The 26,893-nt window shown below is 56.8% G+C and carries 24 protein-coding genes and 1 tRNA gene; 12 read left to right on the top strand and 13 right to left on the bottom strand.

Annotation, left to right across the window (positions count from 1 at the left end; all coding sequences use genetic code 11):
* Position 1: 1 nt before the first annotated feature.
* The 3 genes from FNL37_RS02425 to FNL37_RS02415 are packed head-to-tail and all read right to left on the bottom strand — an operon-like array spanning position 2 to position 4,450.
* On the bottom strand, positions 2-2,902 hold the full coding sequence (locus FNL37_RS02425; RefSeq protein WP_159355012.1) for a 2Fe-2S iron-sulfur cluster-binding protein: 2,901 nt from the start codon (positions 2,900-2,902) through the stop codon (positions 2-4).
* Positions 2,899-3,162 carry a sarcosine oxidase subunit delta gene (locus FNL37_RS02420; RefSeq protein WP_013443135.1) on the bottom strand — a complete coding sequence of 88 codons (264 nt, stop codon included), beginning with the start codon at positions 3,160-3,162 and terminating at the stop codon, positions 2,899-2,901. Before FNL37_RS02420 ends, FNL37_RS02425 begins: the two co-directional genes overlap by 4 nt.
* 46 nt (positions 3,163-3,208) lie before the next feature.
* Entirely contained in the window at positions 3,209-4,450 is a 1,242-nt protein-coding gene (locus FNL37_RS02415; RefSeq protein WP_159355011.1) for an FAD-dependent oxidoreductase, read from the bottom strand.
* A 214-nt stretch (positions 4,451-4,664) separates the two neighbouring features.
* Between FNL37_RS02415 and FNL37_RS02410 the strand changes: the two genes are divergently transcribed.
* The 6 genes from FNL37_RS02410 (at position 4,665) to FNL37_RS02385 (ending at position 9,520) form a co-directional block, all read left to right on the top strand.
* Positions 4,665-5,312: a helix-turn-helix domain-containing protein gene (locus tag FNL37_RS02410; protein ID WP_013443137.1), complete on the top strand. Its 648-nt coding sequence runs from the start codon at positions 4,665-4,667 to the stop codon at positions 5,310-5,312.
* A gap of 2 nt (positions 5,313-5,314) precedes the next feature.
* Entirely contained in the window at positions 5,315-5,782 is a 468-nt protein-coding gene (locus FNL37_RS02405) for a GNAT family N-acetyltransferase (RefSeq protein ID WP_159355010.1), read from the top strand.
* A 267-nt stretch (positions 5,783-6,049) separates the two neighbouring features.
* Positions 6,050-7,165 carry an MlaE family ABC transporter permease gene (locus tag FNL37_RS02400; RefSeq protein WP_159355009.1) on the top strand — a complete coding sequence of 372 codons (1,116 nt, stop codon included), beginning with the start codon at positions 6,050-6,052 and terminating at the stop codon, positions 7,163-7,165.
* A complete protein-coding gene (locus tag FNL37_RS02395) occupies positions 7,162-7,956 on the top strand; it encodes an ABC transporter ATP-binding protein (protein ID WP_015830937.1) in 795 nt (264 codons plus the stop codon). The genes FNL37_RS02400 and FNL37_RS02395 overlap by 4 nt, the downstream gene beginning before the upstream one ends.
* 6 nt (positions 7,957-7,962) lie before the next feature.
* Positions 7,963-8,907, top strand: a complete 945-nt coding sequence (locus tag FNL37_RS02390; protein WP_159355008.1) for an MlaD family protein — start codon at positions 7,963-7,965, stop codon at positions 8,905-8,907.
* A gap of 28 nt (positions 8,908-8,935) precedes the next feature.
* Complete coding sequence (locus FNL37_RS02385) at positions 8,936-9,520, top strand: ABC-type transport auxiliary lipoprotein family protein (protein WP_159355007.1); 585 nt, start codon at positions 8,936-8,938, stop codon at positions 9,518-9,520.
* A gap of 49 nt (positions 9,521-9,569) precedes the next feature.
* Here FNL37_RS02385 and FNL37_RS02380 read toward each other — a convergent pair whose 3' ends face one another.
* Positions 9,570-11,825 (bottom strand): EAL domain-containing protein, encoded by a 2,256-nt coding sequence (locus tag FNL37_RS02380; RefSeq protein WP_159355006.1) that lies wholly within the window; start codon positions 11,823-11,825, stop codon positions 9,570-9,572.
* A gap of 178 nt (positions 11,826-12,003) precedes the next feature.
* On the opposite strand from FNL37_RS02380, the gene FNL37_RS02375 reads away from it, so the two are divergent.
* Genes FNL37_RS02375 through FNL37_RS02360 form a run of 4 tightly spaced genes read left to right on the top strand, consistent with a single transcriptional unit; the run spans position 12,004 to position 16,509 of the window.
* Positions 12,004-12,942 (top strand): diacylglycerol/lipid kinase family protein, encoded by a 939-nt coding sequence (locus FNL37_RS02375; RefSeq protein WP_159355005.1) that lies wholly within the window; start codon positions 12,004-12,006, stop codon positions 12,940-12,942.
* A 12-nt stretch (positions 12,943-12,954) separates the two neighbouring features.
* A complete protein-coding gene (locus FNL37_RS02370) occupies positions 12,955-13,761 on the top strand; it encodes a metallophosphoesterase family protein (RefSeq protein WP_159355004.1) in 807 nt (268 codons plus the stop codon).
* On the top strand, positions 13,758-14,534 hold the full coding sequence (locus tag FNL37_RS02365; RefSeq protein ID WP_159355003.1) for a phosphatase PAP2 family protein: 777 nt from the start codon (positions 13,758-13,760) through the stop codon (positions 14,532-14,534). The genes FNL37_RS02370 and FNL37_RS02365 overlap by 4 nt, the downstream gene beginning before the upstream one ends.
* A 52-nt stretch (positions 14,535-14,586) precedes the next feature.
* On the top strand, positions 14,587-16,509 hold the full coding sequence (locus FNL37_RS02360) for a diguanylate cyclase domain-containing protein (protein ID WP_159355002.1): 1,923 nt from the start codon (positions 14,587-14,589) through the stop codon (positions 16,507-16,509).
* A gap of 97 nt (positions 16,510-16,606) precedes the next feature.
* On the opposite strand, the gene FNL37_RS02355 is transcribed toward FNL37_RS02360, so the two are convergent.
* Positions 16,607-17,197, bottom strand: coding sequence for an FxDxF family PEP-CTERM protein (locus FNL37_RS02355; protein WP_159355001.1), 591 nt, complete (start codon positions 17,195-17,197; stop codon positions 16,607-16,609).
* Positions 17,198-17,453: 256 nt separating this feature from the next.
* On the opposite strand from FNL37_RS02355, the gene FNL37_RS02350 reads away from it, so the two are divergent.
* Positions 17,454-19,529, top strand: a complete 2,076-nt coding sequence (locus FNL37_RS02350) for a TonB-dependent receptor (protein ID WP_425325799.1) — start codon at positions 17,454-17,456, stop codon at positions 19,527-19,529.
* Between the two features lie 89 nt (positions 19,530-19,618).
* Complete coding sequence (locus tag FNL37_RS02345; protein WP_159355000.1) at positions 19,619-20,173, top strand: L,D-transpeptidase family protein; 555 nt, start codon at positions 19,619-19,621, stop codon at positions 20,171-20,173.
* Positions 20,174-21,256: 1,083 nt separating this feature from the next.
* Here the strand turns inward: FNL37_RS02345 and FNL37_RS02340 are convergent.
* The 8 genes from FNL37_RS02340 to FNL37_RS02305 all read right to left on the bottom strand — a co-directional run bounded on the left by FNL37_RS02340 (position 21,257) and on the right by FNL37_RS02305 (position 26,886).
* Entirely contained in the window at positions 21,257-21,688 is a 432-nt protein-coding gene (locus FNL37_RS02340; protein ID WP_159354999.1) for a hypothetical protein, read from the bottom strand.
* A gap of 434 nt (positions 21,689-22,122) precedes the next feature.
* A tRNA-Thr gene (locus FNL37_RS02335) sits at positions 22,123-22,198 on the bottom strand.
* A 94-nt stretch (positions 22,199-22,292) separates the two neighbouring features.
* Entirely contained in the window at positions 22,293-23,450 is a 1,158-nt protein-coding gene (gene clsB / locus FNL37_RS02330; RefSeq protein WP_159354998.1) for a cardiolipin synthase ClsB, read from the bottom strand.
* On the bottom strand, positions 23,447-24,199 hold the full coding sequence (locus FNL37_RS02325) for an endonuclease/exonuclease/phosphatase family protein (protein ID WP_015830950.1): 753 nt from the start codon (positions 24,197-24,199) through the stop codon (positions 23,447-23,449). Before FNL37_RS02325 ends, clsB begins: the two co-directional genes overlap by 4 nt.
* 60 nt (positions 24,200-24,259) lie before the next feature.
* The gene (gene nadA / locus FNL37_RS02320; RefSeq protein WP_159354997.1) at positions 24,260-25,357 is read right to left on the bottom strand and encodes a quinolinate synthase NadA; all 1,098 of its coding nucleotides are present in this window, start codon (positions 25,355-25,357) and stop codon (positions 24,260-24,262) included.
* Between the two features lie 16 nt (positions 25,358-25,373).
* A complete protein-coding gene (locus FNL37_RS02315) occupies positions 25,374-25,808 on the bottom strand; it encodes a hypothetical protein (RefSeq protein ID WP_159354996.1) in 435 nt (144 codons plus the stop codon).
* Positions 25,809-25,811: 3 nt separating this feature from the next.
* The gene (nudB, locus tag FNL37_RS02310) at positions 25,812-26,279 is read right to left on the bottom strand and encodes a dihydroneopterin triphosphate diphosphatase (protein WP_159354995.1); all 468 of its coding nucleotides are present in this window, start codon (positions 26,277-26,279) and stop codon (positions 25,812-25,814) included.
* Positions 26,280-26,358: 79 nt separating this feature from the next.
* Positions 26,359-26,886 carry an adenine phosphoribosyltransferase gene (locus tag FNL37_RS02305; protein WP_159354994.1) on the bottom strand — a complete coding sequence of 176 codons (528 nt, stop codon included), beginning with the start codon at positions 26,884-26,886 and terminating at the stop codon, positions 26,359-26,361.
* Positions 26,887-26,893: the final 7 nt, after the last annotated feature.

Below are 26,893 nucleotides of genomic sequence, written 5' to 3'. Positions count from 1 at the left end.
ATCAGGCTTCCGATTGCAGTTGAACGAATGGCGTGGCCGCAACACGGGCCATGACCAGACTGTCGCTATCTGTGCGGATATTGAAGGCAGCGCCCTCGGCGACATTGGCCGGGTCCACATAGGCAAAACCGATAAAGCGGCCGACCGTGGGGCTGAAGGCGATGCTGGTAACGCGGCCCTTGATGTTGCCGTCAGCACCTATCACCAGATTGCATTCGTTGATGGTTTCGCCCTGATAGCCTTCGGACAGGGTGAAGGGCACCAGACGCTTGTTGAGCGGCTTGCGGGCGATAATCTGCAAACTACGCTGGCCGATGAAGAAGGGCTTGGCAAACTGGATCGCACCGTCGCTACCCGCTTCAAACGGCTGGGTCAGGCCATCGGTGTCCTGACCAATCAGGTGATTGCCCATCTCCAGGCGCAACAGGCGCTGGGTATCGGTACCAAACGGACGCAAGCCCTCAGCCACGCCGTTTTCCAGCAGGGCATTCCATACATGCTGGGCGCTGCCAGCCGGTACGTGCATTTCAAACGCGAGGTCAGATACAAAGCCCACGCGGATCAGGCGGGCCGGAACCCCGGCAATCTCGGTATCGCATACCGCGCCAAATGGCAGGCTGGCATCGTCCAGCGGACGCAAGGTGAGTTTGGACAAAATACCACGCGCAGCCGGACCAGCCAGGTTGATGCCACCATAGGCACCAGTGACATTCACCAGACCGACATCCAGTTGCCAGATCTGCAGCCAGCGCTGCATTTCACGGTAGACGGCAGCAGCATTGGTGGTGCTGGCCGTGATGTAGAAGTAATCCTCGGCGATGCGGCAGGCAATGCCGTCGTCGACCATCACACCGGCTTCGTCCAGCAACAGGGCATAGCGGGTGCGACCAATCTTCTGCGTCTTGAAAGACCCGGTGTAAAAGCGCTCCAGGAACTCAGCCGCATCGGGGCCACGCACTTCCAGCTTGCCCAGCGTGCCGACATCGATCATGCCAGCGGCTTTGCGCACGGCCAGGGCTTCTTCGTAAATGGCCTGCTGTTTTTCCAGACCGGCGCGGCGATACCAGGCCGGCCGTTTCCACACGCCGACATCGGTAAACTCGGCGCCATGCGCTTCGTGCCAGCCATGCAGCGTGGTCAGGCGATGCGGGTGCAAGCCACGTCCGGCCAGGTGACCAATCGGCGTGGGGTGGAAGAACGGACGCGCGGTCGTGGTGCCAATGCGTTCCACCGGCAATTGACGGATACGCGCCAGAATGCGGATGGCATTCATATTGGAATGCTTGCCCTGGCTGGGGCCCATGCCGACCGTGGTAAAGCGCTTCATCAGCTCGATATTGTCAAAGCCTTCCTGCGCGGCATGCACAAAATCCTTGATGCTGATGTCTTCGTCGAAGTCGACAAAATTCTTGCCCTTGGGATGCTCCACCATGGGGTAAGGATGGCTGGGGCTGGCGATGTACTCGCGGTCCACGGTGACGCTGGGCACTTGCTTGCCCAGGTAGGTCAGCGCTTCAGATGCCGCACGCGCCCCATCCTGCAAACGTTGCGCCAGATCAAAAATCCCATTCACCTTGCCCGCTGCAAACATGCCAGCAGGCAACTTGGCAGGCACGAACTGCTCGGCGGATTTTTCATAGCGCATGCCAGTGCCTGCCTGATACAGCAAGGCAGCGGCCGGTGCCCAGCCTGCGCTCATGATGATGCCGTCGCAATCTATGGTGAAACGATCATGCAGCAGCGGCTTGGCGCTGGCTTCGTCGTAACTGCAGATCACCGCACCCTTGACGCCAAACTTGTTGGCCGCAGGCAGCACTTCATAGACACAGGCGCCGTTGTAGATGGCTACGCCACGACTCTTGATGGCATCCACCAGGCTGCAGGGTTCACCCTCAGCCCGCAGGTCGACAATCGCCTTGACGGTGACACCGGCATCCAGCAGATCCATGGCGGCACGGTAGCCTTGCTTGTTGGCGGCAAACACCACGGCGCTTTCGCATGGCTTGGTGGCGTAGCGAGCCAGCAGGCGTTGGGCGGCAGTCGCCAGCATCACGCCGGGCAAATCGTTATTGCGGAACACGGGAGGCTGTTCAAACGCGCCACTCGCCACGATCACGGCTTTGGCACGCACCTTGGTAATGCCGGTGGTTTCCACGATTGGAATCAGGTGATCGGTGTAATAGCCAGCGGCATAAGCGCCGGTGCGCAGCGTGACATTTGGATACTTGGCCAGCTCGGCCAGCAGATCAGCAAGACGCTTGGCCGACTCGTCGGAGCCGCCCAGGTCATAGCTCAGGCTGCCGCCCGCTTGCGCATTTTCATCCACGACGATGATATTGAGGCCATGCGGAGCCGCCATCAGCGCAGCGGTGAGGCCGGTGGGGCCAGCGCCGATGATCAGCAGATCGCAATGCGTATGCAGCTTGCGCTTGAGTTCACGTGGGTAGTTGAAGTTGACCACGCCCAGGCCTGCCGACTTGCGGATGATGTTTTCCCAGAACGGGAACAGGCTGCGTGGCGTATGGAACGCCTTATAATAAAAGCCCACAGGCAATATCGATGAAATCGCATCAATAAAGCGCTTCTTGTCGTTCTTCACGCCGCCATCGGTATTCACCACGGTCAGCTGCATGCCATCCTGCACCGGCAATACATCGCCGCGCATATTGGTATCGGTGCCATCGGCCAGCATGACGTTGACATCATGATTGGCCAGGCTCAACACGCCACGCGGACGGTGGTATTTGAAACTGCGACCCAGCACGGTTTCACCGGCGGCCCACAGGGCACTGCTGATGGTGTCGCCTTCATAGGCCTGGTATTTCTGGCCTTCGAAATAAAAGCTGATGGGCTTGTCGCGCTTCAGCCATTCACTGGCACGCTGAGGTAAACGCTTGCTCATGCCTTGTCCTCCTGGCCGTAAAGATAGGTGCGCGCCACCTGATCGGTCAGGGTGTTGCGCTCGGCGACAAACCAGGTGCCGCTTGGGCTGTGATACCACCACTCTTTTTTCAGGCCGGGGGCGCCACTGCGGTTGTACACATAGGCAGCCCAGGCGCTATCGCTTGCCTGCGCGGGGTCAGGCATATTGCGAATCTCGCCACCGAAGACAAACTCACTCAGGGGACGGGTTCCATTCACGGGACAAGTCAGTAATTTCAAAACAGCATCCTTAACTTAACAATTCGCCAAACAATCTGCCCCGTGCCTAGTGGCCGACGGAAGCAGCGCCCTTTTCGCCTGTCAGGTCGTAATCTTCAAACCGGCTCAAGCGGAATGGCTTGATCAGTTCGGGAGCCTGGTCGTTGGCCATGGTGGCGGCCATGGTCTTGCCGCTGATCGGCGTGGCCTTGAAGCCCCAGGTACCCCAGCCAGCATCCAGGTAAAAACCCTCCACCGGCGTCGTGCCCATGATGGGTGAGAAGTCAGGCGTCATATCCGCCATGCCTGCCCACTGGCGCACGATCTTCACGTTGGAAAGGAAAGGGAACATATCGAGCATGTGCGAGGTGAGGCCTTCGACGAAATCCAGCGAAGAGCGCGTGGAATGCACTTCGTAAGGATCCAGCGAAGAGCCCATGACCAGCTCGCCGCGCGAGGACTGGCTGACATATACATGCAGGCTGCCGGAGACCAGAATCGTGTCCAGCCAGGGTTTCATCGGCTCGCTGACACAGGCCTGCAGCGGATGAATGACGATAGGCGTATCGACGCCCGCCATATTGGTGATGCGCGGGGTAAACCCGGCCACGGCCGACAGCACCTTGTTGGTGGCGATATAGCCACGGCTGGTGTGCACGCCCTTGATCTTGCCAGACTGGATGTCGAGGCCGGTCACTTCGGTATTCTGGAAAATTTCCACGCCCATGCTGTCTGCACCGCGGGCATAGCCCCAGGCCACGGCATCGTGACGGGCAATCGAGCCTGGTCCGTGGTACAGCGCACCCAGGATAGGCGCCTTGCCGCTACAGCTGATATCCAGCTGCGGGCAGGCACGGGAAATATCATCCGGCCCCACCACATAGCTATCAACGCCCACATGCTTATTGACCTCGGCACGCCAGCGCATGGTGCGCAGGGCAGATTCGGTGTGCGCCAGGGTGAAGTGGCCGCGGGTGGAGTAGAACAGGTTGATGTCCAGCTCTTCGGACAAACCTTCATATATCTTGACGCTGGCGTCGTAAAAATTGACGCCTTCCGGTGTCAGGTAATTGGAACGCACGATAGTGGTATTGCGGCCGGTATTGCCGCCGCCGATATAGCCTTTTTCCAGCACCGCCACATTGGTAATGCCATGGTCCTTGGCCAGGTAATAGGCCGCTGCCAGGCCGTGGCCGCCGCCACCAATAATCACGGCGTCATAGCTTTTCTTGGGCTCGGTACAGTCCCGGAAAAAGCGGGGGGCCGGGTGCTTTCGGCTCAGGGCGTATTTCAGCAGTCTTAAGGGCATCGATTGTCTCCATTGCTCATGCCGTACATAAGCAATAAATATTCCTGTTTAATAACTTTGTTTACTGTGGTGAAACATTTGTTGCTATTTAAGCATTCCCGGAATTTCGCCGTCAACAGTTTTTTGCAACTTTTTTTCTTCACAGGAAACTTATCGTGGCTAGCCCCCTGTTTTTCTTGTACACTGAACCCTGATTTGCAACCCCGGAGAGCCCATGGCAACCCCATCCAATACTGCTTCCGCCGACATTGCGCCGGTGATGAGCGACAGCGACGCCCGGTCGCTGGGTCGCCATCTGGGCAACGTCATACGCCAGATTCGCCTGCAGCATGGCCTGACCATTGCGGATATTTCCGAGCGTGCCAGCATCAGTCGCGGCATGTTGAGCAAGATAGAAAACGGTCTGGTGTCCACCAGCCTGGAAACACTGGAACAGATTGCCAATGCGCTGGGCGTGACGCTGTCGCGGCTATTTCGCGACTACAACATCCAGACCAGCAGCGCACAGCTGGTGAAGCACGGACAGGGCATGGAAGTGGTGCGCCGTGGCACCAAACGTGGGCACACCTACCACCTGCTGGCCTATGATCAGGGCCCGAAAAAAACCTTCGAGCCCTTCCTGATTACCCTGGAAGATCCGGGCGAGGAATTCCCGCCCTTTGAGCACAGCGGCACCGAGTTCATCCACATGCTGGAAGGTGAGGTTGAATATAAAGTGGGCAATGAGACCTTTCTGCTGCAGCCAGGTGATTCACTGACCTTTCGCGGTGAGCAGCCACATCGGCCCGAGCGGCTGGTGAGCGCGCCGGTGAAGTTCCTCTCCATCATCCATCACGACTTTCCTGACACGCCGGAGGAATAGGCATGCAGCTGCAAGCAACCAGCATTTCTATTGATAACGCCGTCGCCGCTGACATCCCCACGCTGTGCCTGCTGCTGGAAGACCTGTTCGGCATAGAAGCTGATTTTGAAGCGGACACCGAAGCCCAGCGGCGCGGGCTTGCCATGCTGATTGCAGCGCCGGATCGCGGCATTATCAAAGTGGCCCGCACCGCCGAAGGCAAGGTGATCGGCATGGTCAGTGCGCAGCTCATCATCTCCACCGCCCAGGGCACGCCTGCCGCCTGGCTGGAAGACATGATCGTGGACAAGGACTATCGCCATGCCGGCATCGGCCGCACCCTGCTCGATGCCGTATTGCAATGGTGCAAGGATCAGGGCGTCACCCGCGCGCAAATCCTGGTCGATACTGAAAACACGCCCGCCGTGGGCTATTACCAGCACCTTGGCTGGCAACCCACCCAGCTGCAGGCGCGCCGCATGTTTCTGTAAGCGCCCTGTTTTCAGCCGTCCGGGTTCCATCCCGCCCCTGCCCCGCCATGTAGGACAATCCCGACTTGTCGCCCTCTGCCAAGTCGGGCATTGTTGAGCTCATGATATGAATCAGTGTCACTGTTGAACCAGTGTCGCTTGCGGCCTGTCCCTTGAGTGAGGCAATTACTTCACCCGCCGGATGCCAGACAACAACAAGACACATCTCCACCTGTATACGTTTTGCAATGCGGCACCCCGCTTTCGGGGCGTTCGCAAGGGGTAAACATGGCAGCTGCCAGTTTCGAAATTGATCAGGATGCAAAAGGCCGTCGTCGCGTGCGCCTGCTGGGGCAATGGTCCTTGCGCGCGCTGGACAACGACTTTGCCGAACTCAAACAGGCCTTGCAGCCTTTCTTCTCTGACCCCTTTACGCAGTGGGATCTGCTGGCCACCGAGCAACTGGACACGGCGGGCGCGACCATCCTGCTGAACGGCTGGGAGGGCAAGCTGGATGCCCGCATGCAGGTAACGGAAGAGCAGCGCGCCCTGTTCACCACACTGCAGGGATTGCGCGTGCCAGCACGCACCGGCTCCCACATCGACTGGGCGTTTCCACTGGTAGCGACGGGCGAGCTGGTCATGAAATTTGCCCAGCATTTGACCGATTTCGTGCAGCTGATCGGCCTGTTGCTGCTGGAAATGCTCTATCTGGTGCGTCGTCCATCGGCGTTTCCGTGGCGCGAATTCATGGCCAATATCTACAAGAGCGGCGTCACGGCATTGCCGGTCACCGGCCTGTTGGGCTTCATGATCGGTGTTGCCATGAGTTACCTGATGTCGTCACAACTGCGCACCTTTGGCGCGGACATTTTCATCGTCAATATTCTCGGCCTGAGCATGATCCGCGAGCTGGGGCCCATCCTGATGGCGATTCTGGTGGCAGGCCGATCAGGCTCCGCCATGACGGCGCAGATAGGCGTGATGCGAGTGACCGAGGAAATCGACGCGCTGACCACCATGGGTGTCTCGCGCATCTTGCGCATCGTGCTGCCCAAGGTACTCGGGCTGACCTTTGTCGCGCCTTTTCTGGTGTTGTGGACTTCCTTCTGGGGGCTGGCGGGCGGAGCGCTGTCGGCCAATACCGAGCTGGGCCTGAGCTTTCGTTTCTTTTTTGACTATCTGCCCATGGTGGTGGAGCCGGTCAACCTGACGCTTAGCCTGTTCAAAGGCCTGCTGTTTGGCTTTGTGGTCACGCTGGTGGCTTGCCACTTCGGCCTGCGCATCATGCCCAATACCGAAAGCCTGAGCGCCAGCACCACCAGCTCGGTGGTCACTGCCATTACGTCCGTCATCCTGCTGGATGCGGCATTTGCCATTTTGACGAGTGGAATTGGAGTATGAGCGAGACCCCGAATAACATCCCCAGCCCGCCACCCGCACCGCCAGTATGCGAAGCGCGCAATGTCTGGACCGAATTTGGCGATGTGGTGATACATCGCGACCTCAATCTGGTGATGGAGCGCGGCGAAATCATGGCCCTGGTCGGTGGCTCCGGCAGTGGCAAGACCACCCTGCTGCGGCACATCGTCGGGCTGACCGAACCGTCACGCGGCGATATTTTGCTGTTTGGCGAAAACCTGCACGCGCTGGAGCGTGAGCGGCGGCAACGCCTGATGACGCGCCTGGGCATGCTGTTTCAGCAGGGCGCGCTGTTTTCGGCATTGTCGGTATTCGACAATATCGCCTTTCCCCTGCGCGAGCTGAAGCAGTTTGACGAAGACACCATCCACACCCTGGTCATGCACAAGCTGACTCTGGTGGAGCTGGAGCCGCAGCATGCCAGCCTGCTGCCCGCCCAGCTTTCCGGCGGCATGATCAAGCGCGTGGGCTTGGCACGCGCCTTGGCGCTGGAGCCTGAGCTGCTGGTGCTGGATGAACCCACCGCCGGGCTGGACCCCGACCGCAGCAGCAAATTCGTCGCCCTGATCAAACAGATCAAGCAAACACTGGGGCTCACCGTGCTTTTCGTCACCCATGATATCGACACCCTGATCGCCATGAGTGACCGCGTGGCGGTGCTGGCGGACAAGCACATCATCACCGCCTGCTCGCTGCAGGCATTGGGTGAAGTCGACCACCCCTTCGTTACCAACTTCTTTCAGGGCATACATGCCCGCATGGAAAGGTCTTAATCAACCATGGAAAATCGCTCGCACGCCATTGCCGTCGGCCTGTTTACCCTTATTCTGGGGCTCGCGGCCATCTTCGCCTTCTGGTGGCTTTCCGGGTCGCGCGAAGAAAAAACGCATTACACCATCAACTCCAATCGCCCGGTCAGCGGGCTCAATCCGGAAGCCTCGGTGAAATTTCGCGGCGTGGAAGTCGGCAAGGTGTTGCATATCTCGCTGGATGACAACACGCAGAATGACATCCATGTCGACATCGAAGTCACCAAAACCCTGCAACTGAGCAAGGCCGCCTATGCCGAGCTGCGCCTGCAAGGCGTGACCGGCCTCGCGTATATCGACCTCAACGATGACGGCAGCAGCCAGCAGCGACTGGGGCCGGATGACACCATTCCGCTACGCCCCTCGTTCGTGGATCGCTTTACCGAACATGCGCCAGAGATCATCGAGCAGGTGGAAACCCTGGTAAAAAGCAGCAGCCAGCTCGCCGCCACCGCGCATGAGATAGTCCAGAAAATAGACACCGACCAACTCAACCGCACCATTGCCAATCTGGAAAAAGCCTCGGCCCAACTGGAGCCGCTGCTGCGCACCAGTACCGCCACCATGAACCGGCTGGGCAGCTTTGCTTCCGAACGCAATCGCCAGCAACTGGAAAGCACGCTGCAAAGCCTGCAGCAAACCTCGGACGCCGTACGCCCGCTGATGGATACCCTGGGCCAAAGTGCGCGTGATTTCAGCAGCATGACGGGCACACTCACGCAAAGCAGCCAGCAACTCAGCGACAGTCTGCAGCAAGACACCCTGCCGCGCCTGAATGCGCTAACCGACAGCCTGCAGCGTGACTCCCAGCAGTTTGAGCAATTGATGGAAACGCTGGAAGACCACCCGCAAAGCCTGCTGCTGGGCAAACCCAAAGCCCAGCCCGGCCCCGGCGAAGCTGGCTTCAAGCCTTAACCCCGATAAGAACAAATGAGGAACTGACATGAAACGATGGATCACATTACTGATACTGGCGGGCAGCCTCAGCGCCTGCCTCAGCCTCAATGGCAACAAGCCACAAAGCGGCCCACAGACCTTTGACTTTGGCCTGGGCGAACCCGGCGACCGCATCGCCACCCAGACCAGCATTGAAAACATACGCAGCGGCGACGCCCTCAACAATAAGCGCATACGCTACCGGCTGGCCTACCAGAATGCCCAGCAGGTGGCCTACTACGCCGACAGCCGCTGGACCGCCCCGCCCGCCGAACTGCTGACGCAAAAACTACGCACCCGGCAAGCGCCCGCCGCGACCAGCAACGGCTGCCTGCTGACACTCTCACTGGATAGTTTTGATCAGGTATTTGACAGCCCAACCGCAAGCCACGGGCTGGTACAGATCAGCGCCAGCCTGCAGCAAAAGAAATCGCGCCAGATCGTGGCAAGCCGCACATTTCAGGCTAGCAGCACCGCCCCCACGGCCGACGCCGCTGGCGGAGTTGCAGCCCTGAGCAAGGCCAGTGATCAGCTGCTGACGGAAACCCTGACCTGGGCCGAAAGCCAGGCCAGCACTGCCTGCCAGCCTTGATGCCTGCCGCTTAACCCCGACACTGAGGGCCAAGACAAAAACAGCCCGCTCAGGAAGGCGTTGGCCAGTTCTGCAGCAACAAGGCAAATTCGTCAGCGGGTACCGGACGGCTGGCGATAAAGCCTTGCATCTGGTCGCAGCCTTCTTTCTTGAGGAATTCGAGCTGGTTGATATTCTCCACACCTTCCGCGATCACGTTCAGGCGCAGGCCGTGGGACATGCGGATGATGGCGGTAATGATGGTGGCATCGTCGGGATCGGTCTCGATATCGCGGATGAAGCTTTTGTCGATTTTGACGTTGTTGATCGGCAGGCGCTTGAGGTAGGAAAGACTGGAGTAGCCGGTGCCAAAATCATCCAGCGCCAGTTTCACGCCCATGCTTCTTAGCTTGTGCAGCCAGTTGATGACTTCGGTTTCGGCATGGATGGCCACGCTTTCGGTAACTTCCAGCTCCAGATAATCCGGCTCCAGCCCACTCATGAGCAGAATCTCGCTGACCTCTTGCAGGAAGTTGTGCTGGCGCAGTTGCACGGTGGAAAGATTTACCGCCACCGGAATGCGAGCGAGACCAGCCGCTTGCCATTCCTGATTCTGGCGGCAGGCTTCGCGCATGACCCACAGGCCTATCGGCCGGATCAGGCCGCTGTCTTCGGCAATCGGGATAAAGCGATCCGGTGCCACCAGGCCCCAGCTGGGGTGTTGCCAGCGGATCAGGGCTTCGGCCCCCACCACCTGCCCGGTGCGTATATCGATCTTGGGCTGGTAATACAGCACAAACTCGTTACGCTCCACGGCACGGCGCAGCTTGCTTTCCAGCTCGGCAATCTCCATCACGCGCTCGTTCATGGCACGGGTGAAGAACTGGTAATTGTTGCGCCCCAGCGATTTGGCGTGGTACATGGCGGCATCGGCATTTTTGGTCAGGAGCTCGCCGTTTTCACCATCGTCGGGGAATACGGCAATGCCGATACTGGCGGAGACGGTGATTTCGTGCGCGCCAATTTCATAAGGCACAGTGGCCGCGGCTAGCAGTTTTTCGGCGACCTCGGCGGGTGAGAAATAATTGGTCAGCTCAGGCAGCAGTATCATGAACTCATCGCCGCCCTGGCGGCTGATGGTATCGCTGGCACGCAGGCAGCTTTCCAGGCGGCGTGCCACCATTTTCAGCAGCTGGTCGCCTACTTCGTGGCCCAGGCTGTCGTTGATATTCTTGAAGTGATCCAGATCCAGGAACATGAGGGCGATGAATTCCTGGTCACGCCGGGCGATGGTCAGCGCCTGATTCAGGCGGTCATTCAGCAGCAGGCGATTGGGCAGGCCGGTGAGGTAATCATGCTCGGCCAGATAGGTCATCTTGTTGGCCATGTTGCGGGCTTCGCTCACATCGTGGAACACCAGCACCACGCCCAGCACATTGCCATCCTGATCGCGAATGGGGGCAGCGGAATCTTCAATGGCATATTCGTTGCCGTGGCGGCCTATCAACGCCGTGTGGTTGGCCAGCCCGTAAATTTCACCATGCTGCAGCACCACATCCACCGGGTTGGGTACCAGCTTGCGCGAGCTTTCATTCACAATGCGGAACACTTCCAGCAAGGGCTTGCCCTGCGCTTCGGCATTGCTCCAGCCAGTCATGCGCTCCGCCACAGGGTTGAGATAATTCACCCGCGACTGCTTGTCGGTGGTGATCACACCATCGCCGATGGATTGCAAGGTAACCACGGCGCGCTGCTTCTCGGCATACAGGGTTTGCTCGGCTTCGCGCCGCAGGTCAATTTCCAGCTTGAGCAGGCGGTTGATTTCCTCCAGCTCGGCGGTACGTTGCTGCACCAGAGTTTCCAGGGTGTCATTGAAAGCTGCCAGCGAGCGCTCGGCCAGCTCACGTTCTTCCACTTCGTGTTCCAGCCGCTCTACCGTCTCCTCCAGCTGGCGAGTGCTGGGAATACGCAAGGCTTGAGGCATGAGCCGCCACAGCATGATGGCTGTCACCAGCGAGGCAACCCCGGTCACGGCTTTCATCGAGGCATCGGCCCAGTAATCCGGATTCCAGATGGTCCAGAGCGAGAGTAGATGGGTAGTGCCGCAGGCAAAGATAAAGATGGAGAACATCACAAAAATCCAGTTGAACTGGAGATCAGGACGCTTGCGAACGAAATACACCAGCGCCATGGGGATGGAATAATAGGCGACGGCGATCATGAGATCGGAGATGATGTAGGTCCACAGCAAAGGCGGCTGCCACAGATAACAATGGCCATGCGGCATAAAGCCATCGGTACTGAAAAAAATGGTTATGACGTCCATCGCGGTTCCCTGTTGTTAGATTGCCGTAAAGGCGTTATACACGTTTTCTTATGCACGCGGCTCTGATGAACATAAACATCAGGAACTATGGGCAAGCTTTTCCATCACATCAAATATAATTAGCAACCTTACCTTCGTACGCCAGTTTTCAACTAGAACAATCGCCTCACTGGATACCATGTCGACAAGCACACCACAGCACGCCCCGTTCTTTGTGATCCTCAATGCCGGCTCCGGCCGGCACGACTGCAACGAAGTCCGGAACACCATCCAGCGCATCATGGATGAAGCAGGCCGCCAGTGCACCATCATCGAGGTGGCCCAGCCGCAAGACCTGAGCCGCATTGCCCGCGAAACGGTCGCTACCGCCATGCAGCAGGGCGGCATTGTCGTGGCCGCCGGGGGCGATGGCGCCATCAATGCCATCGTGCAGGAGGCCTGGCAACGCGATTGCCCCATGGGCATCCTGCCGCAGGGCACCTTCAATTACTTTGGGCGCACCCACCATATTCCCGAAGACACGGCCGAAGCCACGCAGGTATTGCTCGCTGGCCGCCTGCAACCGGTGCAGATCGGCCTGGTGAATGACAAGGTATTTCTGGTGAATGCCAGCGTGGGGCTTTACCCCCAGCTGTTGCAAGCACGCGAACAATTCAAGCGCCAATATGGCCGTAGCCGCGTGGTGGCCCTGATCGCGGGCTTTTTCACCCTGCTGCGCCAGCACCGCGTACTCAAGATCGAGATGAACACCAAAGGCGTCTCGCGCAAATTGCGTACGCCTACTCTCTTTGTCGGCAACAATCAGCTACAACTTGAGCAAATTGGCATTCCATTGACCGATGCGCTGGCGTCGGGTGAGCTGGCCGCCATCATGCTGAAACCCACCAGCAAGCTGGCGATGCTGGGCCTGATGCTGAAAGGGGCGCTGGGACGCCTGGGCGAAGCCGAGAATATTGTCAGCTTCAGTTTTTCCAGCATGGGCATACGCCAGTTTTCGTTTCCGCGCCGCCGCATCAAGGTAGCGACCGATGGCGAAATCGTGCGGCTCAAATCGCCCTTGCAGTTTCAGGTGGCGCCGCGTCCGCTGCAATTGATCAAACTCGACGAGCCTGTCTGAGCCCCTGGAACCATGACCTTGATCGCCCATCTTTCTGACCCGCACTTCGGCACCGAGCAGCCCGCCGTGATGCAGGCACTGCAAACCTTGTTGTGGCAGCAGGCGCCGCATCTGCTCATCCTTTCCGGGGATATCACGCAGCGCGCGAGGCGCAGCCAGTTCAAGCATGCCCGCGCCTTTGTCGACAGCCTGAACATTCCGCACCGGCTGGTGATTCCCGGCAACCATGACATCCCGCTGTTCAATCTGCTGGCACGCGTGCTGACGCCCTATCGCCGCCATCGCCATGCCTTTGGTCAGGAGCTTGAGCCGGTGTATCGCGATGACAAAACGCTGGCCATTACCGTCAACACTACCCGGGCCTATCGGCATGAAGACGGCGAGGTCTCCCCTGCGCAGATCAAGCGGGTATGCGAGCAGTTGCAGCAAGCCAGCCCGCAGCAACTTCGGCTGGTGATTACGCATCAGCCGGTATACGTGACCGAAGTACGCGATGAAAGCAACCTGCTGCATGGCTATCAGGCCGCCGTCCGCGCCTGGGCAGAAGCCGGCGCCGACCTCATCTTGGGCGGGCATATCCACCTGCCATTCGTGATGGCCCTGCACGAAAAACGGCCAGACATCCGCCACCGCATCTGGGCGGTGCAGGCTGGCACGGCGGTATCCACCCGCATCCGCCGCAATGCGGGCAATTCCATCAATCTTATTCGCTACCAGGCGCGACAAACGCCCTGCATGGTGGAGCGCTGGGATTACACGGCAGCGCAGCAGCAGTTTGTGCAAGTCTCTGCTGAGGCACTGACACTGGAGGCGGCATGAGCACACCGTGGTGGATACACGTTGCCACCCACGCCGCTGAGTATTATGCAGTGGCGCTGGTGGCAATATGGATAATCGTGACCATGGCGTATCGGACACATTTGGCGAGCGCCGATGGCGAAAGTCGCTGGTTCACCACCAGCCTGATCGTCATGGCGCTGGCGGGCTCCATGTTTAGCTGGATTGCCTATCTGCTGCAAACCGGCAATCTGGAGCAATTGGACGCCGAATTCAGCGCGACGGTGCGGCAATACGCCAACCCTTACGTCATGCTGTATTTCCACGTGGTGACCCATTTGGGCAATACCTCCACGCTTACCATCATCTGCGTACTCACGGTGCTCCTCATGCTCTTGTTGCGGCAATACAAGCTGGCGTTCGGCAGCCTGCTGGCCATAGGCGGCAACAGCATACTGAATGTGAGCCTGAAAGATATCTTCGAACGGTTGCGGCCGATCAACCCCTATAGTGAACCTCTCGATAGCTGGAGCTTCCCCAGTGGGCACAGCTCGGGGTCGCTGGTGGCCTATGGATTGCTCGCTTACCTGGTGCTGCGCCTGCTGCCGCCGCGCTATCACCTGCCCGCGCTGCTGCTGGGCAGTTCGATTGCCTTCACAATCGCCACCAGCCGGGTGTTCCTGCATTACCACTATGCCAGCGATGTGCTGGCAGGCTTGATGTCGGGTTTGCTCTGGCTCACCTTCTGTATTGCAGTGATGGAATACGCCCGATCTCACCCGTCACCGCATCAACCCTCTCCGGATAAGGGTTGAATGCACGCATCAATCCCCCTATGCTGCGGTTATTGATGAGTAAGAAAGCCATATGAAATCAGCCACCTTGCCACCAGATGAAGCAGAACGCATCGCCATGCTGCATGCGCTCGGGCTGCTGGATACCGACCCCGAGCCCGTGTTCGACAGAATCACGCAACTGGTTGCCCTGACCCTGAACGTTCCCATCGCCCTGATTTCGCTGGTGGATACGGACAGGCAATGGTTCAAATCCCGCATTGGAGTCGAGGCGGAAGAGTCGCCCCGTGACGTCGCTTTTTGCGCCCATGCCATCTTGCAGACCAAGCCCATGGTGGTGAATGATGCCCTGCTGGATGAGCGGTTTGCCGACAATCCCATGGTGCTGCAATTTCCGAATATCCGCTTCTATGCAGGCATCCCCATACGCACCACGGCGGGCTATGCCCTTGGTACCCTGTGCGCCATTGATGCCCAGCCCAGAGAGCTGAGCAAACACGAGCTGGAAATATTGACCTGCCTTGCCGACCTGGTCAGCAAGGAAATCCGCCTGCGCGAAGCGCTGGCACTGACAGAGTCGCACCTCAAGCTCTCGCAAACCGTGCTGCATGCCAGCGAGGCGCGCTTCCGCACCATCTTTGAAAAAGCGGCGATTGGCATTGCGCTGGTCGCCCCCGATGGCGGCTGGCTCAGTGTGAATGAGGAGCTTTGCCGGTTTCTGGGCTATCGCCAGGATGAACTGCATTTGCTGAGCTTCAGGGACATCACCTACCCCGATGACCTGCCAGCCGACCTGGATTTGCTTAAGCAATTGGCCGAAGACAAGATAGACCGTTACCAGATCGAAAAGCGGTATATCCGCAAGGATGGCGAGCTACGCTGGGCCAGCCTCAGCGTCACCAAACAGATCAATACACGTGGCGAGCTCGAGTATTTTGTTTCGATTGTCAAAGACATACACGACAAAAAAGTCGCCGAGCAGGCGCTCAACGAGTTGCAGCATGAACTGGAAAACCGGGTGGCCCAGCGCACCTTTGAACTCAACAAGAGCAATGAAATGCTGTCATTTGCCATGGCCAAGCAAACGCTGGCCGCGCAGGAGCTGAAGGAACGCGAGCTGGAAATCAGCATGGTGATCGAGAATGCCAACGACGCCTATGTCAGCATCAATCAATCCGGCATCATCACCGCCTGGAACCGCCAGGCCGAAATTACCTTTGGCTGGTCGGCGCATGAAGCCATCGGCCAGCGCCTGGATCAGGTCATCATCCCGCCCCATATGCAGCAAGCCCACCTCAATGGCATGCAGCGCCATATGGACACCGGCGAGGCCGTGGTGCTTGGCAAGCGGCTGGAGCTGGAAGCCAAACACAAGGATGGGCATATCGTTCCCGTCGAGGTGCGCATCAGCAAAATCGAGGTGCATGGCAAGCACATCTTCAGCGCCTTTCTCACCGATATCAGCGAACGCAAACACCTGCAAAGCCTGCTGGAAAAAGAAGCCAAGCACGATGTGCTGACCGGCTTGCCCAACCGCCGCGCCTTTACCGAAGCCCTGCCGCTGGCCCTGGCCCGCGCCGACCGCACGCAGCAGTGGATGGCCTTGATGTTTATTGATCTGGATGGTTTCAAGCAGATCAACGACGAGCTGGGCCACGACGCTGGCGATATGCTGCTGCGCGAAATCGCCAATCGCCTGAACAGCGCCACGCGGCAAACGGATACCGTCGCCCGCTTTGCGGGAGATGAGTTTGTGGTGCTGCTGGAAAACATGCCGGAAAAGCAGCACGCAGAAGGCGTGGCCCAGAAAATCCTGACCCTGCTGCGCGACCCTGTGATGTTGGGCGGCGAGCCACGTCAGATCAGCTGTAGCCTGGGCCTTGCCTACTATGCGCCGAACAGTCATGTGCAACCGGACATGCTGTTGAAAGAGGCCGACAATGCCATGTACGAGGCCAAACGCAGCGGCAAGAACCAGATACGCATCTCTGCATGACCGCGCCAGCTTCAGCGCCTACCGCTAACCTGACTCCGCGTATGTGAGCCCATAAAAAAAGCCCCGCGAGCGGGGCTTTTTCATATTACCAGCAATCTCAGGCGCGACGGCGACGGGCAACAAAGCCCATCAGGCCCAGACCCAGTGCCATCATGGCGTAGGTGTCAGCCTCCGGCACGGCGGAAACAGTGGGGGGGCTGGCGGTGTACCAGGCGCTACCACCTTGTGCATTGGTCAAGCCTTGCACATGCAGCGCAAACGAGGATGCGCTCAGCTCAACGGCGCTAGCAAAGGTGGCTGTCCAGGTAACGCTTTCACCATCAGTCAAACGTGCCTTCTTGGGGCCTGTCAGATCAAAGCGGAAATCAAAACCACCACCAGCACCACCGCCAGCAGCAATCGATACTGGCGCATCGCCTGATACATTTGATACGGTTGGCGTTACCGCAGAATCTACAGCCACGGCACCAATAAACGCATCGGTAGTGAACAGGGTATTGAGGTCATTTGCAGTCAAAGTGAAGGTATAGACGTTACCAACATTGCTGTAAGTCAAGGTGGCGAACGAACTTGAAGGTGTGAATGAACCCGACAGCAGCGTACCGTAAGTGTCAGTTGCCGCATTGGCTGCCACACTTGCCAGCAGGGCCAGGCTGGCAATCAGGCCCTTGAAAAAATTATTGAACATTTGGCTTCCCCATAGTTGGCTAATCTGTTTTTGTAGTATTGCTTGATGCTGCGCCATTGTAGAGATCGGCAGGGTTAGCACAATAGTACCTTGGTACTAGTCACCTGCTTGGTACTAGTCACCTGCTTGGTACTAGTCACCTGCTTGGTGCTCCTCATATTTGCCAGGGCGGCATGCAGGTATACGTCATCGTGCTTATAAAAAAAGTGGCCGGTTTGTGGTTGAATCTGCCTGTGTCTATCTAAATAATCCACGCATGTCATTTCCCCCTGAATATGTGGCCTCCTCATGGGGTCGCATATGGACCATCGGCCTGACACTGGCATGCGCTATGTCGGCGTATGGCAGTGAAGCTCTGACGCTAAGCCCGGTCAGCATTACCAGCCATTACGACAACGCCATCGGCACCTCGGATGCCGCCAGTGAAGGTAGCGTGACGTCGACATTGATCGCCAACCGCCCTACCCTGCGCACCGGCGAAATACTGGAGTTTGTGCCGGGCATGATCGTCAGCCAGCACTGCGGCGATGGCAAGGCCAACCAGTATTATCTGCGCGGATTCAATCTGGACCATGGCACCGACTTTGCCACCTATGTAGACGAGATGCCGGTCAACATGCGCTCGCACGCGCATGGTCAGGGCTATACCGATCTCAATTTTCTGATTCCCGAACTGGTCGAGCGCATTCACTACCGCAAGGGCCCGTATTACGCTGAAGAAGGGGATTTTTCATCTGCCGGAGCGGCGCATTTGCAGCTGGCTAATACCTTGCCGCAGGGCGTGGCCTCGATTTCGATTGGGGAAAATGCATACCGGCGTTATCTGCTGGCGAACTCCATCTCCGCAGGCCAGGGGCAGCTGCTGTATGGTCTGGAAATCAACCGCAACGATGGCCCGTGGGATAGCCCGGAAAACCTGCGCAAGGTGAATGGCGTGCTGCGCTACAGCGAAGGCGATGCCGCCAATGGATTCAACGTCACGGCGATGGCTTACCACAATCACTGGAACGCCACCGACCAGATACCCGCGCGCGCCGTCTCGTCCGGCCTGATTAGCCGCTATGGTGCAATAGACACCACCGATGGCGGCGAGTCTTCCCGCTACAGCCTGTCTTACGGCTTGCACCGGCGCAACCAGCAAAGCGCGTTTGAGGTGAATGCCTATATGGTGCAATCGAAGCTCGACCTCTACAGCAACTTCTCTTACTTTTTGAATGACCCGGTGAATGGCGACCAATTCAACCAGCGCGAGCAGCGGCGCATGGCGGGGCTTAATGTCAGCCAGACCTGGTTCAGCACATGGGCGGGGCTGGATGTGCAAAACAAGCTGGGCATGCAGACGCGTTACGACCGCCTCTCCCCGGTAGGGCTCTACAGCACCGTGGCACGGCAACGGCTTGCCACCATCCGCGAAGATCAGGTGAAAGAAGCCAGCATCGGCCTTTTCGCCGAAAACACCACGCAATGGCTGCCCAAATTCCGCAGCGTGACCGGCGTGCGCTATGACAGCTATGCCTTTGATGTGGAAAGCAGCATTCAGGGCAACTCCGGCACCGCGCATGACGACGTGGTCTCGCCCAAACTCTCGCTGATCTTCGGGCCATGGGCCAATACCGAATACTTCGTGAATATCGGCAAAGGCTTTCACAGCAACGACGCCCGCGGCACCACCCAAACCCAGCTGCCCAATGGCGGCGGCGCCACCAGCGCCGTCACACCGCTGGTCAACACGCGCGGCATGGAGCTGGGGCTGCGCACCGAAGTCATCCGCGGCCTGCAAAGCTCACTCGCAGTATGGCGGCTGGATAACGCCTCCGAGCTGGTGTTTGTCGGCGATGCCGGGGAAACCGAAGCCAGCCGCGCCAGCAAACGGGTGGGCGTGGAATGGAACAACCACTACATCGCCAACGATTGGTTGCTGCTGGATATGGACCTCGCCGCCACCCACGCCCGCTTCACCGAGCATGATGCAGCAGGTGACTACATCCCCGGCGCCATCAATCAGGTCGCCTCGCTCGGCGCCACGGTCACGCGGCTGGGTAACTGGTCAGGCGCCTTTCAGCTGCGCTACTTTGGCCCCAGACCCTTGCTCGAAGACAACAGCGTGCGCTCCAACGCCACCACCATCGCCTACCTGCGCGTGGGCTATAAAGTGGATGCAAAAACCCGGCTGACCCTGGATATATTCAACCTCTTCAACCGCAAAAACAGCGATATCGACTACTACTACGCGTCACGACTGCAAGGCGAAGCGCTGACGGGAGTGGATGATGTGCACTTTCACCCGGTGGAGCCGCGCACCGCCAGGCTGACGCTGACTTATAATTTTTGATCATGAGCTGCGTACAGCTACATACCATGATCCTGGCTGAAAGATTAAGGTTCAGATAAATTCCGGGGGTATTCAAGTAAGATTTCATAATGACCTCCCCAACCAAAAAACTAATCTGCATGCTTGCAGGAATGATCATTATCATTTTGAGCATACTGTCTTTTTATCCTGAAACAGCATCGCAATCGATAACATCTGATTTAGCCATGGGCCCCACTCGCCATGTAACCCTGGTAAGAGTTTTTAAAAGCAAACAGACCTTGCAGTTGCTCAATGATGAAGAGGTGGTTAAAGAATTTCATGTGGCGCTTGGAAGAAACCCAAAGGGCCACAAGATAGAGGAGGGAGACAAGAAAACTCCAGAGGGGCTATATATCCTGGATTACAAGAAAGAAGACAGCGCTTTTTACAAAGCCATTCATATCTCATATCCAAATACTCAAGATATAAAAAACGCCGCCAGCCTCAACAAAAAAACTGGCGGCCAGATCATGATTCATGGTCAGAAAAATGGGCTGAGCTGGCTATCCGCTGTTAGCCAAAAATTCAACTGGACCAACGGCTGCATCGCGTTAACAAACGAAGACATGGATATTGTCTGGTCTTTTGTTGAAGCGGGCACCCCCATAGAAATACTTCCTTAGAAAATAAAAGAAATTTTTCCATATCACCTGATGAGCGATTCACGATACAAGGATTGGGGGGATGAATATTAAGAAAAATAAACCTATCTTATTCAGCCAAAAAGGTTTATCTTGAAATGTCTTCATCTTGTTGAAGATACGCTACTCATGTTTTGATAAATTTTAAATAGTTTACTGTCCTCTGCAGTGCTCCATTAAATACCGGCTTTTAAATCCCGTACTTTACGATCTAGAGGAAATTTGTAGTATTCAATTGCATGCGTACTGTTCCTTTTAACTTTATAAAAAGGAAGTACCGCCTTGAATCAGAAAAATCCAGACTGGTTAGGCTCAGCACTCATTACCTTGGTGATCGTGGTGTTGGGAATTATGTTTACACTAAAGTTGTGGTGGTTCTAACAATAAAGCTCCGAAAGGGGCTTTTTGCTTTTTTCATTTAATACCCTAGGCATGTTCATATGCCCAGTTCGGGTCTATCACCAATACGAATCCCAGCACGATAAAAACCAGAACAAGCAGTAATACAATCGCAACCACCATATGCCACCGCCACCCATGGCGTGCAGGCAAGCTCTCGTTTCTCTTGTCCATATTCAAGCACTCCTCGTGTCCATCATGTGTTTTATTAAATTTATAATGATGTGAATAAAGTCTGTTCTTACGTAGCGGACAGGTCAAAAAATTTACATTCGATGCATCGTCAGCATGGTTTCGATCCATCTGTCTGTTCGACAAGTAATATAAGGCGGCGTTGTATTGTTTTTGCAATATAAATCCGCACCGCACGTTATCTTGTATAGGATAAAAAAACGACTTTGAAAACCCGGAGAAAACAGGAGTGGAATAACATTGAATAACTGTGGAGATAGCTATGAAACAAACGGCTACAAGCCACTGTTTACGAGGGTAAAGCCGAAATGAAACTGAGCAGTACCGCCAAACATACCGTCAATATGTTTAGGTGTCTTTTTAAGAAGTTTCTAAGCCCAATCAGGCTGGAAGGTAAAAGCCAACGATATGATAATAAAAGAGAAAACTAAAAATACAAACAATATCCTATATACTTGGGACTCGAATTGCATATTATGCGTTAACCGACATTGCTGGTTCGATGCGACGATATTGGATACGCATAAGCAAGCCTAACAGAACACAGACTGGCAGCACAATAAATACGAATGCATTCAAACCAGCAATCAAAATCACACCTATAGCCGATATACATCCAAAGAGAATTGCCAATCGTAGCCGCCAAGAGAACAACACTTGCTCTTCTCGGATGGTCGCAATGGCGAACGCCCAAAATTGCCAAATTGCAAAAAGGCCAGTGGGATAGCTTAGTGTGAGATAGAGGAATTCGTAATCTATGCCGCCATTTAGCAAGATAAATTTGTTATCGAAAATGGCTGCAATAGCTCCTACAAAGAAGATTAAGCCTGCAGCAAGGAACACTGTAGCAGGAAGCAACGCCGCGAACGTATAAATCGCAAGCAGCCTAGAAGACCAAACTTTCATAGTGCTTTCGCCTCAGTTATGGTTTGTATGTGCCAGCATACCATCCAGGGCCCAATGATTGACCAATAAGGCCAATCAGCCAATTCCAAATTTTGGCCGCGTGATTTGTATTCTATGAAGCGTGTCTTGGTTGTATTGTGTCCGTAATATAAATTTAGGCGGCGCTTCGCGCCGGGCTACGCTCCCGGCACCAAGCACCGCCTTAGCCCCTATAAAAAAAGCGCCTCATGGGCGCTTTTTTCTTCTCCTGGCTGTATCAACTTCCGGCGTAAGGTTGTGGCTGGTTTGGGAAGCGGTTTTGAGACTGCGACTCACGCACTCGATTCGCCGGGCTACGCTCTGATTCCTCATCCGAGGGATAAGGAATCACGTCTACCGCCGTAGGGAACTACCGGCTCACCCTTCGTGCGCAGCTTTAGATCGTTTGGGGGAAATGGTGCCGGAGATAGGAGTCGAACCTACGACCTTCTCATTACGAATGAGCTGCTCTACCAACTGAGCTACACCGGCACTTGAAAGAACTGCATGAGGAATGCAGGGCTTGAATTATAAGGGCTTGCGGCGGCGAGGGCAAACCGCGGCGTGACATTGCCCACGCTAAAACCTAGTGCTGATTGCCGTAGCCGATGAGGCCGAGGATGAAACGGACAGCGCCGAAGACCAGCCAGGAGAAGCCGCGGCGGATGAAGTGGCCGCGCTGCCATTCTTGTGGGCGTACTTGCACGGCGCCTTCTTGAATCGCCAGCTCCAGATCGTGCTTGAGGGTGAGGGCAAAGCCGTTGTCCATGACGGCGACATTGGCCTCGCGCGCGAGCAGAAGGCTGAATGGGTCGATGTTGGAGGAGCCGACGGTGGCCCATTTGCTATCGACCACAGCGACTTTGCTGTGCATGAAGCTTTTGCGGTATTCGTAAATCTCGATGCCGCTATCCAGCAACTGGTGATAGATGGCGTGGGTGGCGGTCATGAAGACGTATTCGAGCCGCCCTTGCAGCAGCAGCCGCACACGCACGCCGCGCTGGGCGGCGGCGATGAGGGCGCGGCGAAAGCGGCGGCCGGGCAAAAAGTAGGCATTGGCGATGATGATGTCATCGCGCGCGCGGCCGATGGCTTGCAGGTACATGCGCTCGATATCGCGCCGGTGCAACACGTTATCGCGAATGACAAAGGCGGCGCGTACGTTGCCGGTGATGCCGGGTTTGGTATCGCCATCCACCGTGGAAGCATAGCGCACTTGCAGGTGCATCCAGGCGATGCGCCGCCACAGGCGCTCTACGCGCAGCTGTATTTCGGGCAGCAGCGGGCCTTGCACCCGCACGGCATAATCAATGCGCGGACCCATGTTGCCCGGCACGTCCATGTCGTCAATGATGTTGATGCCGCCGACAAAAGCCACTTGCGCATCTACCGTGACCAGCTTGCGGTGCAGGCGTCGAAGGCGGTTGCGCTTGAAGGTCCACGGTGAAATCCTGGGGCGGTAAAACAGCACCTGCACGCCTGCCTGCTCCAGTTGCTCGCGGGTGTTTTCCGGGAAAGATCGCGAGCCATACCCATCCAGCAGCAGATGCACCTGCACGCCGCGGGCGGCCGCATGCATCAGCGATGCGGTCACCTGCTGGCCGATGTCGTCCATCTCGTAAATATAGGTTTCGAGGAAAATCTCGTAACGCGCGCTATCCAGCGCTTGCAACAGCGCGGGGAAATATTCCGTGCCATTGCGCAGCAGGCGTATATCGTTACCCCGGCTGTAGCGCGGTCTCATCGCTTTTCCAGCACGGCAGAAAGAGCGGCGTGGTCGGAGGTGAGTGCAGTGCGGGGGCCACCGTGCACATGCGCGCTATGAATATTGAAGCCGCGTACATAGATGCGGTCCAGCCGGAATAGCGGAAACATGGAAGGAAAGCTGCGCGCGGGTTTGCCATGGGCATGCTCAAACACTTCGCGCATGTTCAGCCCATCCATCACCTGATGCCCGGCCGAGAGCCGCCAGTCGTTAAAATCACCCGCGATCACCAGCGGGGCATCTTCCGGAATCACCGCGTGGATGTAATCACGCAGGGCGCCAAACTGCTTGAAACGCCAGCGCGCCAGCAGGCCAAGATGCACGCAGATGCAATGCAGGGTTTGCGGCCAGCCTTCTATCGCGATTTCACAATGCAGCAGGCCGCGCTGCTCGATTTCATGCGCAGAAATATCATGGGTGGTGGATTGCAGGATGGGAAACCGCGACAGCACCGCATTGCCATGATGGCCGCCGGGGTAAACCGCGTTTTTGCCATAGGCGTAGTTGGGGCCGCAGGCATCCGCCAGAAAATGCGTTTGCCCGGCAGCGGGCCAGTGCTTGAAGCGCAGGCCGTTGCCATGGTGCTCATCCTGCACTTCCTGCAAAAACACCACGTCGGCCTGCAGGTTGCGGATCATCTCGCGCTGATCGTGCAGGGCCAGACGCGCGTTGAAGCTCGTCAGCCCTTTGTGAATATTGAATGTGGCTACGCGCAGCGTGGGCAGCATGGAATCCCGATTAAGTGAACACGCAAGGTGCGACGCTGAATCGGCATCAAGGTTCCTCGCTTATGAGGCATCCAGCATGCGTTGCAGCGTGAGCTTGGCCAGCTCAGCCTCGTGTGGCGGCACGCTGATGCGGTTGACCACAGTGCCATCCGCCAGGTTTTCCAGCGTCCAGGCCAGATGTTGCGGGTCTATGCGCGCCATGGTCGAGCACTCGCAGATCACGTGCGACATGAATTGCACCAGCTTGCCTTCAGGCTTCATCTGCTCGGCCAGGCGGTTCACCAGATTCAGCTCGGTACCCACCAGCCACTTGGTGCCCGCAGGCGCTTCGGAGACGGTCTTGAGGATATATTCGGTAGAGCCGACATAGTCAGAATTCAGGCACACCTCAAACGGCGACTCGGGGTGCGAGATGACAAAGCCATCCGGATGCTCGGCGCGGAAACGGGTGATGTTCTGTTCGCGGAACATCTGGTGCACGGCGCAGTGGCCTTTCCACAGAAGAATCTTGGCATTCTTGATCTGCTCTTCGGTGAGGCCGCCCATGGGCTGGTCCGGATCCCACACTGGCATTTGCTCCAGGGGGATGCCCATCTTGTACCCGCTCCAGCGACCCAGGTTCTGATCCGGGAAGAACAGGACCTTTTCGCGCTGGGCAAACGCCCATTCCAGAATCTTGGGCGCATTGGTCGAGGTGCAGACGATGCCGCCGTGCTCGCCGCAAAAAGCTTTGAGGTCAGCTGCGGAGTTGATGTAGGTGACTGGCGTAATGGTGGCATCAAAATCCAGCACCTTGGCCAGCTCGCGGCGCGAACGCTCAACCTTGGCGAGGTTGGCCATATCGGCCATGGAGCAGCCAGCCGCCAGGTCAGGCAGAATCGCGATCTGCTCAGGACGCGACAGAATATCCGCCACCTCGGCCATGAAATGCACGCCCAGGAACACGATGTACTCCGCATCCGTCTGCGCGGCAAACCGCGACAGCTTGAGCGAGTCACCGGTGTAATCGGCATGGCGGTAAACGCTTTCCTGCTGGTAATGGTGACCCAGGATCACCAGGCGTTTGCCCAGCTTGGCCTTGGCCGCCAGAATGCGTTCCTGGCAATCATCCTCGGCGGCATGTTGGTAGCGTTCAAATTTGATGGATGCAACTTGCATAAAATTATTCCGATGATTAGGTAGCTGTTGGCTGAGTTACAACACGACGTGTTTTTTTATAACCGGCCAATAACAAATAAAAACATAATCCATAAAGTATAACGGCCGCAGCATAACGGTAACCGCTATTGCATAAACCCATCACCAGTTGATAAAGCCCCTGGCCGCTGAAGAATGGGTAATCCATAGAGGCAAGGCATGTGCCCCCCATGGCAACAAAGGTAGCAAACATAGCAATCGCCAAGGCCAATAAACAATGAAAGCGCATGATCAGTGACGCAGTATTATCCGGACGCCCGAGCGGTACTATCAAAAAAATAAATCCAAGATATAGCAGTCCAACCACCGCCATTACTGTGAGTGATGGAAAACTACCCGAAGCTGCTATTGCAATAAACATTGCGGCAACCATCGTAAAAACAAGAATCAGCATCCATTTAATCACTGTCATGTTTTACAGCTGCTGGTTGTAGCGCAAGCCCAGCATGCGCAGGGCTTCGACATTGGTCCATGAAAATACTTTTTTGGCGGCCTCGCGCCAGTCCACCCACTCATAGCGGACGTGCTCATCCGGCGCCAGCTGCACCGGCAATGGGGCAGGCAACTCAAGGCCGAACACATGCTCGGTATTCTCCGTTACCCCCGGCGCATAGCGATAACGCCAGTGCGGGTAGATTTCGTACACATTCGATGCCTGCCAGTCGCTGAATGCATACTGCCGGGCATCCAGTCCGGTTTCTTCCGCCACCTCGCGTATGGCCGCATCAAACGGCGCTTCCAGCGTGCCATCGGGCAGACGTTCCACACTGCCCGTCACCGATTGCCAATAACCCACCTTGTCGGCGCGCTCCATCAGCAGCACCTGCAAATCCGGCGTATGAATCACGATCAGGGCCGATACCGGAATTTTAAAAGAAGACATGGGCTAGTGACAGGCTAAAAGTTAAGTGGAATCGAACTATACCAGCGGGTGAATGGCAACAGCTTGGCTCTCCCCAAAATCAGTCGCCCTCAAATTCGCACAGTGCATAAGCTTTGAGGCCCAGCGCGGCCAATCGTTTCATCCCACCCAGATCCGGCAGGTCGACAATAAACGCACATTCGGTCACTTCGCCGCCCAGCTGCCGTATCAGCATCACCGCCGCCTCGGCGGTGCCACCCGTGGCAATCAGATCATCCACCAGCAGAACCCGTTCACCCGGCGCAATCGCATCGGTATGAATTTCCACGCGGTCGGTGCCATATTCCAGCGCATAGTCATGCCCCAGCACCTCGCCCGGCAGCTTGCCGCGCTTGCGCACCGGCACAAAGCCCACGCCCAGCTGATACGCCAGCGCTGCGCCGACAATAAAGCCACGCGACTCAATGCCCACCACCTTGGCTATGGCCTGGTCACGATAGCGCGCCGACAACTGGTCTATGGTCAGCCGCAAGCCCTCGGCATCTTTCAGCAGCGTGGTGATATCACGAAACTGGATGCCCGGCTTGGGGTAGTCGGGGATAGTACGGATAAGAGATTTGATGGTCATGAATATT

The sequence above is a fragment of the Methylovorus glucosotrophus genome, assembly GCF_009858335.1.
GTDB lineage: Bacteria > Pseudomonadota > Gammaproteobacteria > Burkholderiales > Methylophilaceae > Methylovorus > Methylovorus glucosotrophus.
The sequence above is the reverse complement of the archived record's forward strand: the minus strand, read 5'-3'. Positions and strand labels throughout refer to the sequence as shown.